Annotated in this window: 16 protein-coding genes; 6 read left to right on the forward strand and 10 right to left on the reverse strand. The window is 58.7% G+C overall.

Going from position 1 to position 12406, the window contains the following annotated elements:
- Positions 1-45: 45 nt before the first annotated feature.
- Complete coding sequence (locus NKI79_RS12605; protein WP_352802092.1) at positions 46-1299, forward strand: CapA family protein; 1254 nt, start codon at positions 46-48, stop codon at positions 1297-1299.
- A 16-nt stretch (positions 1300-1315) separates the two neighbouring features.
- Here NKI79_RS12605 and NKI79_RS12610 read toward each other — a convergent pair whose 3' ends face one another.
- Positions 1316-1819: a helix-turn-helix domain-containing protein gene (locus tag NKI79_RS12610; protein WP_352801888.1), complete on the reverse strand. Its 504-nt coding sequence runs from the start codon at positions 1817-1819 to the stop codon at positions 1316-1318.
- A gap of 167 nt (positions 1820-1986) precedes the next feature.
- Between NKI79_RS12610 and NKI79_RS12615 the strand changes: the two genes are divergently transcribed.
- A complete protein-coding gene (locus tag NKI79_RS12615) occupies positions 1987-2223 on the forward strand; it encodes a helix-turn-helix domain-containing protein (protein WP_352801890.1) in 237 nt (78 codons plus the stop codon).
- 148 nt (positions 2224-2371) lie between these two features.
- On the opposite strand, the gene NKI79_RS12620 is transcribed toward NKI79_RS12615, so the two are convergent.
- The gene (locus NKI79_RS12620; RefSeq protein ID WP_352801892.1) at positions 2372-2644 is read right to left on the reverse strand and encodes a hypothetical protein; all 273 of its coding nucleotides are present in this window, start codon (positions 2642-2644) and stop codon (positions 2372-2374) included.
- Positions 2645-3647: 1003 nt separating this feature from the next.
- A complete protein-coding gene (locus tag NKI79_RS12625; protein WP_352801893.1) occupies positions 3648-3824 on the reverse strand; it encodes a hypothetical protein in 177 nt (58 codons plus the stop codon).
- 348 nt (positions 3825-4172) lie between these two features.
- Here NKI79_RS12625 and NKI79_RS12630 point away from each other — a divergent pair, with 348 nt between their 5' ends.
- Positions 4173-4457, forward strand: coding sequence for a DUF982 domain-containing protein (locus NKI79_RS12630; RefSeq protein ID WP_352801895.1), 285 nt, complete (start codon positions 4173-4175; stop codon positions 4455-4457).
- A 170-nt stretch (positions 4458-4627) separates the two neighbouring features.
- Here the strand turns inward: NKI79_RS12630 and NKI79_RS12635 are convergent, their stop codons facing one another.
- Positions 4628-4969: a hypothetical protein gene (locus NKI79_RS12635; protein WP_352801897.1), complete on the reverse strand. Its 342-nt coding sequence runs from the start codon at positions 4967-4969 to the stop codon at positions 4628-4630.
- Positions 4966-5145: a hypothetical protein gene (locus tag NKI79_RS12640; protein ID WP_352801898.1), complete on the reverse strand. Its 180-nt coding sequence runs from the start codon at positions 5143-5145 to the stop codon at positions 4966-4968. Before NKI79_RS12640 ends, NKI79_RS12635 begins: the two co-directional genes overlap by 4 nt.
- A 436-nt stretch (positions 5146-5581) precedes the next feature.
- Here NKI79_RS12640 and NKI79_RS12645 point away from each other — a divergent pair, with 436 nt between their 5' ends.
- A complete protein-coding gene (locus NKI79_RS12645; protein WP_352801900.1) occupies positions 5582-5797 on the forward strand; it encodes a hypothetical protein in 216 nt (71 codons plus the stop codon).
- 449 nt (positions 5798-6246) lie between these two features.
- Here NKI79_RS12645 and NKI79_RS12650 read toward each other — a convergent pair whose 3' ends face one another.
- Positions 6247-6369, reverse strand: coding sequence for a hypothetical protein (locus NKI79_RS12650; protein WP_352801902.1), 123 nt, complete (start codon positions 6367-6369; stop codon positions 6247-6249).
- A 209-nt stretch (positions 6370-6578) separates the two neighbouring features.
- Positions 6579-6884, reverse strand: a complete 306-nt coding sequence (locus NKI79_RS12655; protein WP_352801904.1) for a hypothetical protein — start codon at positions 6882-6884, stop codon at positions 6579-6581.
- Here NKI79_RS12655 and NKI79_RS12660 point away from each other — a divergent pair.
- Positions 6871-7479 (forward strand): peptidoglycan-binding domain-containing protein, encoded by a 609-nt coding sequence (locus NKI79_RS12660; protein ID WP_352801906.1) that lies wholly within the window; start codon positions 6871-6873, stop codon positions 7477-7479. The two genes, NKI79_RS12655 and NKI79_RS12660, sit on opposite strands and share 14 nt — an antisense overlap.
- Positions 7480-7518: 39 nt before the next feature.
- On the opposite strand, the gene NKI79_RS12665 is transcribed toward NKI79_RS12660, so the two are convergent.
- The 3 genes from NKI79_RS12665 to NKI79_RS12675 form a co-directional block, all read right to left on the reverse strand.
- Positions 7519-8931, reverse strand: coding sequence for a hypothetical protein (locus NKI79_RS12665; RefSeq protein WP_352801908.1), 1413 nt, complete (start codon positions 8929-8931; stop codon positions 7519-7521).
- Positions 8921-10063, reverse strand: coding sequence for an MFS transporter (locus NKI79_RS12670; RefSeq protein ID WP_352801910.1), 1143 nt, complete (start codon positions 10061-10063; stop codon positions 8921-8923). The genes NKI79_RS12665 and NKI79_RS12670 overlap by 11 nt, the downstream gene beginning before the upstream one ends.
- A 162-nt stretch (positions 10064-10225) precedes the next feature.
- A complete protein-coding gene (locus NKI79_RS12675; protein ID WP_352801912.1) occupies positions 10226-10951 on the reverse strand; it encodes a helix-turn-helix domain-containing protein in 726 nt (241 codons plus the stop codon).
- A gap of 439 nt (positions 10952-11390) precedes the next feature.
- On the opposite strand from NKI79_RS12675, the gene NKI79_RS12680 reads away from it, so the two are divergent.
- Positions 11391-12329: a class I SAM-dependent methyltransferase gene (locus NKI79_RS12680; protein WP_352801914.1), complete on the forward strand. Its 939-nt coding sequence runs from the start codon at positions 11391-11393 to the stop codon at positions 12327-12329.
- Positions 12330-12406 lie beyond the last annotated feature (77 nt).

Raw genomic sequence — 12406 nt, forward strand, 5'->3', positions numbered from 1 at the left:
GGCCGCGTGCCGGCGCCGAAATCCCAAATCCAAAAGGCGAGCTCCATGAAAGACCATTTTTGCGCGGTTGTGACCGGCCAATCCCTGATCACGCACGACATCCGCAATATCCAGGACGAACGGTTCGCCGAAATTGTCCGCTTCCTGGGGCAGGGCGACCTCGTCTTCACGAACTTCGAGTCGACGATCCTCGGAAAGCATGGTGGTTGGCCGACCAAGGGCAAGTATTTCGGCTATTCCGGGGCCGAGGTGCTGGATGCGTTGCAGGCAATCGGCTTCAACGCGCTTGCGCTGGCAAACAACCACGCTTTCGATCTCGGCCCAAACGGGGTGTTGAATACCCTGGACGAAGTCGAAGCGCGCGGGTTCCTGCATGCAGGGATTGGGACGGACGAGGCGGACGCGGCCAGACCGGGCCGCCGCCGGCTTGGGGCGCGCGAGGTCGCGCTTCTTGCCCTTGATGCAGGCCCAGGCCCGACCAACATGTATGCGGAGAACGCTACGGCTTTTCGTCCGGCGCGAGCTGGCGTCAACCGGCTTGTAACCACTCGAAAATTTGGGGTGCCGGACGGGCATTTTCGCAGACTGGCAAGGCTTGGAGAGCATCTGCAAAGCTCCCCCTTCGAACTCGCCAATCATGCGCAACCGGACGATCCGCCGGACGTCGTGAGCGGCAAGGAGATCAATTTCTACGGCACGGTGTTTGCGCAAGCTGCAAGCTTCGGTCGCATCGTCGAAGTCGACTCACAGAGCGCGACCATCCATTTGTCCGCTATCCGGCAGGCAGCGGCGCGAGGCGATTTCGTTGTCGCCTATCTGCACCATCACCATTGGGAACCAGGTTGGCAGGACGTGCCGCGATGGGTGCGGACCTTTGCCCGGTCCTGCATCGACGCCGGCGCCGACCTCTTCGTCAGCCACGGCGCTCCCGTGCTTCAAGCGCTGGAGATCTACGATGGCTCGCCGATCTTCTATGGCCTTGGCAACTTCTTTTTCCACGTGCACCCCGACGAAGACGAATGGGATCCGCCGGAAGTCTGGCAAAGCATCGTCGCCGCATGCCGCTATGACGTGAGCGGAGGCCTTGAAGGAGTGGATCTTCTGCCTGTCATCATCGGCGCGGACGCTCAGTCAATCGGATCGGCAACGGGCAGGTTGGTTCCCACGGTCGCGACCGGGAATGTGGCGCGAGATATTCTTGAGGGGTTTGCAACTCGTTCGCGGCTTTTCGGTAGTGATATCGCGGTCTCCGGATCGACCGGCCGCATCACTCTGCCCGTCGCGCGAAAATACGGCTGACGAGTTCTATTGATTGTCAGGCCGTCTTGCGCTCGGCCCGCGAGTAATCGTCGGCCGTTTCGTTTTTCGCGTCGTCCAATGCCAACTCGTCCCCTAATGCGGCGATGAGGGCTGAGATGCGGCCACGCACTCTGGGAGGAAGTTTCATCAGCCCTTCAATCAGGCGCCGGCCTTCCGCGCTGGCGATGAAGTTCAGCCGTTCATCCACGGGCAGGGGCTTCGCTTCCTCGCTTTTCTGGCCGTTACCCGGCAGGCCCTCGAAGAAGCGACTTACGGGGACGCCCAATGTGCTGGCGATCTCGTAGAGCATCGATGCGCTGACGCGGTTCCTGGCGTTCTCGTATTTCTGGAGCTGTTGAAAGCTGATGCCTATCGCCCGGGCAAGTTGGCCCTGCGAGACGTCCGACTGAACGCGGACCGTTGCGATCTGTTTACCGACATGCTGATCGGCGTGATGAGGACCACTCGCCTTCTTTGGTCTCGATCCAGTCTGAACGAGGATGGAGCGTTGCAGTTTCAACGATGCCTCCCGATGCTCCTCTGCTAACCCTATAAGGACTTGTCGCATCGCGCGGCTGGAGCTGCTGTCGACGCCACCTGAACGCCTAGTCGCTATTTAATATACCTTATAAGGTTCAAAATAACCCTATATGTGGCAAAGAAAATCGGCCTGCCGATTGTGGACTCATGGTCAGTCCACGACAGATTCGAGCCGCACGAGCTTTGCTTGGTTGGTCGCAGCAGGAGCTCGCTGACAAGGCAATTGTGTCGCTGAATGCGCTCACCCGATTGGAAAATGGCAAGGTCGATTCCCGGATCAGTACTTTGCAGGCCATCGAGGCGGCGCTGACAAAAGCGGGCGTCGAATTCTTATCTGCTGGTCAGAGGGGCGAGGGTGTGCGGCTCATCGATCCTCACGCTTGAATGTCCAGTTAGCGAGCTCGTCACGAACGCGTTGAATGAGCCGTTGCCGCAATCGACTTGCGGCTGATTTGGGTCACGTAAGCGGTCTATCTGCTTTTGGCGACATCATTATCGGAAGCAGCCGTTCGGCCCGCGCTTATTCCCAAGGCTAATTGGCCTTAAGCTGGATAGCTGCTGTTGAGCGTAAATGGACACGAAAGTCACTCGGCAGCCATTCCTCCAGGTCCTGGTTGAGGGAACTTGGTCGAACCTGGATCAGCATCTGGGTGCCCTCAGGGAGGAACTGGCCGAACTGCAAGATCAGGCCATTCCCGACCGTATCGCTCCGTTGTGCCGGGCAAATCGAAGATATCAATTCTCGTATCTTCCCCAGGGTCATTGTCGGCCATGTTTCCTCCCGGAGCTGGGTGCCGGTGATCAAGCCACATTATCGCCTGTCGCGTCTAGCAATGCCAAGACATCTGACCTTCGACCACACCAACGAAGACGGATCGACCCCTGCGAGTTCCGGCCCTTCGGCGCGGTCAGGCTAGTGGAGCAGTACAGGGCGCCGAAACGCAAGAAGCCCTACGGGACAAGCGACAGGCGCGCTCCACGAACGAGCGCGCGACAGCTTGGTGTCCCCTCATTTGCAAGGCGCTTTCACCGGCGGTTATCTGGCTGACACGAATATATGCCTGACAGGCCGGCAAGCTATTTGGTGGTTCGACGCAGCGCGCGGATAAAGACTATAAAGGCGCCAAAAGCAAACCCGCCCTGGGGCAACAACCGCACACCAGTTGTTGCCAAGAATTCCGCCTCCAGCGGGTCTGTTGGACCAAGCGGGCCGCCCTCAATATGCGCCCCCTCAGGGGGAGGTTGCCTCGCAGTCTTAAGCTCTGCAACTCGCGCGCCCAATTGGCTTAGCCGCGCTCGCAATTCGTTTTCGGTGAGATCTGTCCCCATTCATGAATTATCGCACCACTCAGGATCGGGCGCTAGGCGCTCCCCAGCCGTAGGGTGCCGGTCATCGACGTCCATTGACTGCCGAGCCGCCATGCGAGCCCGACCCTCGGTGGAGAGACTTGCTGCGTTAAGATGAACCGCCGCGCCGGTGGGTGTTACGGCAGTAAAAAAAGTCCCGCCGCACATGCCCCATGACGGCGGGATCCGATCAAATGGCTTCCACCAGGCTGGGGGGATGCGGGGGGTGGGCTTGCCCGGTTGCGCGCGGACCGTCAGAGACCATAGGCGCATCGGATGCAGCGCGTCCACCAATTGACGGTTGGATAGAACCTAGTTCAGCGCCGGCGGCTTGCCGCGTCTGAAACCTTCAGCGCCGCCGCGACGCCCATCATCACTGATTGCTCGGGGTGATCGAGAACGCGCAAGGTGCCCGCCTCGTCGCCACCCACGCCGCAGATCCGTAGGATCTGATAGTCGCCTTAAAAAGGCTCCGTGTCGCCATTCGCGAAGAAGTCGTATTCGGGGAAACACCTTTTCAGGAAGGCCTCGACTTCGCGCAAGGCCGGTTCGGACCGATGTCCCAACGGTGGCAGGATGATGAAGCTGTCGACCTCATCGCCTGCCGGCATGCCCGAAATATCGATGCCAGAATGCATCCGAGACCCCCCGGGAATGGATGTTCCATTTTCGTTAGATGATCACATAGCCAAGTCAAGCCACGGCGAAGGCAAAATCGCCGCACCTTTCGGCGCGTCAATACCTACTTCTTGGGGTGGAATTTCCCGGGCCGTCTGGCAGGCTCGCCAATAGGCGTCATTTGAGTTCAGAATCGCCCCTAGGGGGCTTGTTCGGCCTCGACCGCATCCGGAAGCGGGGCATTGAATTCGCGGGGATGCGCGTTCACAGTGTCACCTCTTGAAAAGAATTCGTGTCGCCGCAGTCGCGACGCGGCAAATTTTTGAAACCGAGGCCGGATTGCCGGCCCAAGAGCCAAGGAGGTCACTATGCTCGCGAAGCCGTTCGAACAGCCCGTCCGTGTATGGGTGGGGCTTGGTTTTCCACGGCAACTCAATACGGTCGTCGACGCCTATCAGTTCGCATCGGAATGGTGCGGAAACAGCCCAGAGCAGAAAGCCGCGATTCGCGCATGTAAGGCTGCCCTCACCGGTGACGTCGACGCCGAGACGGCGCGCGGCGTGTTTGTCGCCTTCGCGCGAAAGAAAGATATCCTTGTTGAGCATGGAGTCATCCCGCCCGTAAGCACCAAGGCGCGACCGACACACGTCTGATTGGGTATAGAGACTGCGGAGGTCGCAGTCATTCTGCGGCCTCCCTGAACTCAAGCTCGTCGGTCGGCAACCAACATCTTCTTCACGCCACCCTCGCAATGGATTGGCCTCACGCCGTCAGCCATCAGTTGCTTGCATCGGATGAACGCAAAAAGTCCGCTGCACCCTTATTAGCTAGACTGAATGGTATGTGATTTCGCGGGGCTGCTTGCACATTCGTGCGGGCTGTATGGATTGATTAGAACGGTAATTTGCGATCCCGCCTTGGCCGTGCACACAGGCACTAACCAGGGGCTGGTTTCGACACGGTAGACGGTGCCATCAAATTCGTATTTCAGCAGGTAGCGATCGGGGCCGTCACCGCCTTCAACACGATCCAAAACTTCAGCGGCGCACGGCACCCAGTCTTTTGTATGCTTACGCAGCCATCTGCTTTGAATGAACACAAACGCAAAGAATATTCCCCCGCAAATCAGGCAACCTACCAAAAAGCTTGGATCGAAGTTGCTCACTTTGGCTTGTGCCGCGTTTTCAAATCAAAGCGGTATGCGGAAAAGGCGAGCAGCGCTGGAAGACCGATTCCTGCAACAACAATCAGCGCGACGGGGCCAAACCACCGGTAGGCCAGAACCCCAACGAAGCTGAGGGTCATGGTTCCAATGAAATCACTAACAGGCACGGGCGTCATGGCCGATTTGCTGCAGAGTTTTAGTCGGCGGTCGAGGACGCCGCCAAGGATACATAGAGAGACGGTGTCCAAGGCGCTACTTGGGAAGCACTCAGTTCAGCGACCTGTGCGGCCATTTACCATTCCTTCACGTTATACGCACGTTCATACACGGACATATTGGCGTAGCTCCTACGTGCCCAAAGCCCCGGCGCATCGACCAGCACCGGGCTTTTGGGGGTTAACGAATGGTCCGCACCGCTGAGAGGATCAATTCGTCCAGATCGTACACTGAACTACTTGACCGGTTGGCTTGTCACGAACCCTTTTCGAAAACACGCGATGAAGGCCGATTGCACGTGCCCGAGGCTCATTCGACGCAACATACTCGGGACGCCCAACATACCAGCGCCAGATTGAACTCGCTCCGGCACGCTTCCAGGTAAATTTCGCTAAGTTGACCGGGCCATTGCGGCTGTATCGGCAGTCGATGGTCGCGGGCATTAATCCCTTCTTCTCCATCGCCCTGGTGACCCTAGAGGCACTGTGCTCGGTGAGCCAGCCGGCCTTTTCGCTGGTCGAAGCTGCAGTGCATTCTGCCAGGGATATGCTCAAGGTCAAAAGCCCCACGGCCAATGCGGTTCCTGCGGCTGATCGCCAAGTGCCAACCTGATTCTGTTTCATGCCCGTCCCCACAACTGAAAGTAGTTCAGGCTAGATGGGGAGACGGCGCGAGACAAGGGAGCGCGCCTCTTTCTCGGTTCGGCCGATCGCCTCTAGTAAGAAGCACGGGCCAACCGCATCGCCTTCAACGCCAAATCGTAGGTGATGGGCTTATCGCGCAGCCATGGGCCGAACTCGCCATGAGGCAGTGACGTCTTGGCAGCGAGCATCTTCTTCCGAGCGCGATCAGTTCCTCCCGGCGGCGCTGGCGCTTGGTGAAGCCGTGGCGGCTCAGACGGCGGATGGAGCCGATGGCGCGGATATGGCCTTCTTTCGGCTAACAGGTCTTGGGGATGATCTCGACGTCGAAACTCGCCACAGAGGACGTTGACTGCAGATCCGCAGGCTCCGGCCTTCTCGCGCAAAGCATCCGGCGGCACATGTCGGGGAGATGCCAGGTCACGTTGAATTTTCAAGCTCTGCGGCGGATGCTCGGATTTCACCCATGGCTTTGATAACAGCGTCCAACTCGCCGATGTCCATCGGGCAATATTGGTAGTTGCCGGGGGCGATCAGTGCCAAGACCACATACGGCCCTTCGCGTTCCGTCTTGAGTCGGAGTGAACCTTCACATTACCGATGCTGGCGATATCAGTATCGATTTGTCGGACGATCCTCCCGAAAGTTGCTCGCTTTATGGAACGAAAAGCTTTTTTGAAGAACATTTTTGGTGGACCTGTGTGTGGAGCGCTTCTTGCAGGGCCGCGAACGGGTGTGTCTTCGCTTCGAAGCTAGCGCCACTCGCCACCATCGAGGTGAATGTTCACTGGACCGTTCTTGACGCCCGGCGGCCAACACTTCCGGATCGACAGAGAGAGCCCGTCGGCGACGCTCTTGGCGACCTCAGAACGTGGACTGTAGGATGTGACGGTAATCGTCTCCAGCTTGCCGGCATTGCTTAGCACCACCTGAAAATCAGCTTTGAATCCCGGAATATCCGGGGTGGCCGCCGGCAATACCAAACATTTTGAGATTTGCCGTTCGAGCCGGCTCGTTTCACCTGCACGAGCGGTGACGGCGCAGATGATCAAAGCCAACGTCAAGAAAGCCCGCATTCTCGTCCCCTCAGGTTGGTCGAAGTTAACGGGAACAATCGGGGTGCGCAAACTTGTCGTGCAAAGCGGGCGAGGCAGCGATTGCCGTCCTTATCGCTATATCCCCGGCTCCATACGAGATCATAAACGCAAAATTCCCGCCCCACATGCCAGGACGGCGGGACCGATCGAGCGCGATGCAGGGTTGGGCTTGCCCGGTGCGCGCGGACCGCCCGGGAACCTTAGGCGATTACCGGCAATGCGTCCACCAACCCACTATCCGCCCGCGGCGTCGGTGTATCAGGCTCCAGCACCAGTATACCAGGAGCCGGCGCCAACCTATCGAACGCCGACTGTCACTCAGCCGGCTCCGGCGCCGCTGGTCGTCCTGCCTGGGACCGCGGCCAGGTTCAAGGAGATCGTCCTGCAGGTTCAGTTCGCCATGCTGGCGTTCGGTTACTACAATGGCGAATTGGACGGAAAAATGAGCCCTGAGATGCGATCCGGGCTCGTGAAAATGCAGTCAGACTACAATCTGAAGGTGACCGGCACCATTACGCCTGAGACGCTGAATGCGTTGCGCATCACAGCGGACTAGCGCCGCAAAAGTGACACATGTGAGCAAGCAAGAGTCAATTCAAGCAAAGGCCCATTCCGCATCGGTAGGCGCCACCATTCCTTGCCGTAGCCGCCTGTCAAGTTCCTGCCACGACGGGTCCGTTACGAAGCTGGTCATGCTTCCACATGCCTCAGCGAAGGGAGTATCGCCGAAGCGGTCGAGGAGGCCGCTTGTCACGCCGGTTTCGCCAACCAGGAACTGCTTGAAGGGATCGTCATCGCACTCGATGACTCGATGTCCCCAGGCTCCCGGTACGTCGTCGCCTGCCAGAGCCCGCCGAAGATCCTCATCCACGCCTGCGTCCTCAAGCGCCCTGCAGATGATGTAGCGCATCAAGGGGTAGTAGAGCGGCTGATAACTGCCTCCCAGCGCTCGCACGCCAGGCAGGATCGACAGAACCAGAAATATCAGCAGAAGATTGGGGATGAGGCTGCGGTCTGCCAGCCGTTCGAGAATGTCGGGCACCGTGAAGCGGGCCACCTTCATTCCGGTGGCGGGCTGGACGAGGTCTCCGCCGACCAACCGCAGCGGCAGGCGTTTGCCGTTTTCGTAGAACCAGAAAAAATCGGTACCACGTGCTAGCCAGCCGCTCCATGGACCGGCGGCCAGCCCATCGAGACCAGCAAGGATGTTGGATGCGATTTTGGGGTGTTCCAGCAGCCTTGTCCGTAGCCAGGAGCCTGCGTCTGAAAGATGGTCCGCCACCAAATCGGCAACATCCTCATCGTCGATCTGCAGGAAGGCAAAGCTGCTTCCAAACAGTTTCGGCCAGAGCATCAGGTTGGCTGCCTTGATGGCATGCGCCGGCCGCTCGAACGGCGTCCGTGGCAGAAGGCCGCGAAGCTGAGTGAGGGCGTCTCCCTCGGCGTTCGGCTCCGTCGGCATCAGCTCAAACCGGTAGGATCCCGGCCCGGTCAGGAGGCTGTATCCAATCATCCGGCTTCGGCTGAGACCGAAGACGTTCGTCGGCACTCCGTCAACGTTGAACCAGCCTGGCCCTTTGCGCGGCCTCTCAACGAGGCTTACCGTTGAGACGGCATAGGAAACGTAGGTCGAGCAAGCCTGCGCCGAGAGGCCCAGCAGGCTGAAGATATGTGTGTAATAGGCTTCTGGCTCCAGGAGCAGAAACAAATGTGGACCGGTCTGCAACACGCGGCGTTTTTCGAACTCCCCGCAGATTTGTGCGACGGCTTCGATCGACAGTCCGTTCCGCTCTCCAGCGTTCCTGATCGTGCCCAGCAGTTTGGCAAGCGAGCGGCTGCGAACTTCCGGTTCAGACTTCAGAGCTGGCGCCTTGAACACGCGAGACGCATAGTCCCGGACCGGGCGGGAATAATGGGATCGCATCCACGGGTAGAGCGCGGCGAACGCACCGAGCACGGCCTGCTTGGCGTCTGCGTCTGCTGCTAGCTCGTCCACCTCACGATTCACCCTTTCGCTGCGCGATGCCGAGGCTCAATGCGGGAATGCTGATAAGGAGCGCCACTCCGAAACTGAAGAAGATCGTTGAAGGAGAGACATTGCCGCCCAAACCGGTAATGATGCTGAACATAAGCAAGCCAAGCGCGACGGCGAGACTGTGCATGGCGCCTTTTGCCCTGCCCAACACATTATTGGGGACAGACGACTGCAATGTGACTTCAATGCTCACGCGGCCCAGATTGTAGAGACACCCGAGCATGGTGAAGCAAATAAGTGTCCACGGTGCGCGCAGAGCTATCAACGACATCAGCGCGAGCGCGGTTGAGCCCAAAAGCATGAGATGAAGTATAGGAGCACTTATCCCTCGTGTCAGCCTGATGAGAAGAACTGCGCCGATCAGGGAACCTGCCGACCATGCCGCCTCTAGGTGACCAAAATCCGCCGCAGTCCCCCTCTGCTCTTCGAACACGAAGCTCGATGCCATTGCCGTGACGAGCACCCCGCCTCCATAGAGAAGCGCGTAGGCGGCAAAGAGACGACACAGGTCGTTATCGACGTTTAGCGCCAGACCTCTGGTCACCGTGGCGCGCTGCGGCGCCGAGCTTGGCGGCACGGTGGAGAGCGAACTCGCCGAAACCAGGAAGAACAAGGCAAGTACGGCGAAAGCCGGGGCAGGGGGATGCCCGTCCAGCAAGGGTCCGGCAAGCAATGCGGCTCCGAGACTGCCGAACTGCATGATGAAAAAGACGGCGGAATTTGTGTTCACAAGATCGGTGCCACGCGCCAGGAGCGGGATCATGGCCTGCGAAGCAGTCAGCGCGATCCGGTCGCAAAATGCAAAGGCGACGGCCGACAGGCAAAGGGTTACAAACACGTCCAGGTAGGAAAGCGCGCAAGCTGTGCCGAGCACGATGGCAAAGCGGCCAAGGTCCGCCGCAATGGTCAGCTGCCGTCGGTCGAAGCGATCCGAAGCCAGGCCCGCCAGAGGGCTCGCGACGAATTCCGCGACACTGACGATCGCCAGCAGTATCGCAACGCCTGCGCTGCCCCGGCCGGCTTCGACGAGTGCCCAGGCGGAAGCGATGTAATAGCCGTTGCGTCCGACAGCAGCCGAGAAGGTACTGGCCAGAAACCCAAGCATTACCCGTGTCTGGGTGCCCGGTCTTTTATCGCTGGCAATTCGAATTGCATCTGACACGGGCGGTCCATCCAATGGCCCCTCGTCATAGCCTTTTCGGGGAATCCCGCTTAACAATCATGCTCGGTTTTTCAGATAGTTGCTCAAAAGAGCGGAGGTGTTGATTCAAATCCTGCACCGGCGTCGAAAATCGATCGGACTGAGGCCGAAGGCCCGCTTGAAAGCGATCGTGAAATGGCTTGAGCTGCCGAACCCGCATTCCAGCGCGATCTCTGTCGCGGACATGTTGGTCGATCGCAGCATCTCGGCTGAGCGGTCCAGACGACGCTGTGCGATGAACGCATGGGGCGTCAGGCCCGTCGACTGCTTGAAGGCCCTGCTGAAATGAAACCGGCTCACCCCGACCTCTTTTGCCAGGGCAGCCAGAGACGGTATTTCGTCCGGCGAGGATTCGATCATCGCGATGGCACGTCTGAGATCGAAGGACGACAAGCCGCCTTTTGCCGGCTCATGATGGCTGCCGTTCAGCCTGACCATTTGAACGAGCAGTTGCATGGCCTGGCTCTCAACCATTGTCACGCTGATCCGGTCGGGCTGCTTAAGTTCGATGACGATCCGCTGCAAGGCCATCTCGACGGTGGTGTCGCGAAATCCGATCGAAGGGGGCAGATCGCCAGAACGATGGCACGCCATGCCCCCCAACGCTTCGTCAGCGAACCCCTTCTCAATGGATACCAGCAAGTAGGCGGCTGTCGGATCTCCCTCGTCCCACCCCGTCCAATCACTGCCTGCAGGCATATGGATGATTGAACCGGCGCGTCGCGGCGAAAAGGAGATACGACGCCCGTCGATGAAGTCTTCCCCGCGGCTCGCCACGCCCTTCAGGTTCATCAGAAACATATGACCCGGGAAGGAGATGCCCGTTTCCTGGCGCCCTAGACCAGTCCTCTTGATCAAGTCCGCCCGCACGTTTCCCCAACTCTCATGTTGGTGTGCAAACGTTTGATACTGTGAGCGGCGTAACTTTTTTGGGTCGAGGCAAAGAATATCCACGCAGAGAGCAACCTTCGTACCAAAAGCAGCCCGCCCCTCTCGTGTTGTGCATAACCATGGGTTGCTGGACAAATCACAACTAACTCAGGATTGGTCGAAGATGTCACTTTAGTAAAAAAACGGCAATCGCATGAAAGCCGCCCGTATTTTCCCAGCCTACCAGTGCCTCGCCAAGATTCGAACAAGCTTGAAACATTAGGCCTCTCTTAAATTAGTGGCGTTTCCGCATCGAGCTCTTGGCATCTCACCAAAGCAATGGTGCGGGAGGCTTATTCCAATGCGCGGTCTCGACGATTTCCTGGCCGAATGCGATCAAGGTCCGCGGATCAATGAGCTTGCTGGCTTTTTTGCTTCAACGGCCGCGGGCAAAAGCGGGATGCCCGTCCGCAAGCCGGTGGCCGACGCCCGGCTTCTCCCTGGCGATGAACTCCTGCGCGATCTGGTAGATTTGCACGCCAATCGGCAAGGCTTCTTTGACCAGCACTATCACGGCAGCATTCCTTACAGATTGGAAGAGGAGTGCCGGATGGCCTACGCGGTGCTGAAATATGCCCGGTCCCGTGGCGCGCCGCTGTCGCTATACAGCCTTGGAACGGCTGAAGGAACGATGGCCAGGACGCTGTCCGAATTCTCCGGCGGGCAGATTGTCTCGCTGTCGTGCAGCCCGAATCCCGAGAACTACAAATCCTTCATGGCCTATGGCGAACCGCCCCATGCCGAGTTCTTCATCGGGCCGTTCCACCGGTTGACCAAGGACGTTCTCGGATCCGACCGGCGGCTGGCAAAGTTCACGCAAGGCTTCGACCTTATCCTGGAGGACACGACCTTTCAAATGTACTCGCCCAACAGACTGAAGCAGGTCGAGTTCGTGACCCAGCACCTCAAGAAGGGTGGCATCTTCGTGTTCGTCGAGAAGTTCCGGGCCGTCGATGAACGCGACTACCAACGTCGAGAGTACCAGAAGGACTACGGTTTCAAAGCGCGGTACTTCCCCCAGGAGGAGATTGACAGAAAGAAGACTGCCGTATTGGGAACCATGTTCAACAATGAGGCCACTTTGGAGGAGATGGCTCGCGCCGTACGCGCGCAGTTTAAGCGTCATGACGTGGAACAGCGGCAATTTCTGCAGTCTCGCGGCGAGCAACAGCAAGGAAAATCTCGATCTGTACGTGTCACAGATGCCAGGCCCCGCCATTCCGCACGAATATGTCTATGAGGCCGGCATATTCCCGGCTTCGACGATCGTGATGAAAGAGGTCCCGCTCTGACGACGCAACGCGATGCCCATTGCCG

Origin of the sequence: Mesorhizobium sp. M0340 (assembly GCF_040321535.1) — a bacterium.
Lineage (GTDB): Bacteria > Pseudomonadota > Alphaproteobacteria > Rhizobiales > Rhizobiaceae > Mesorhizobium.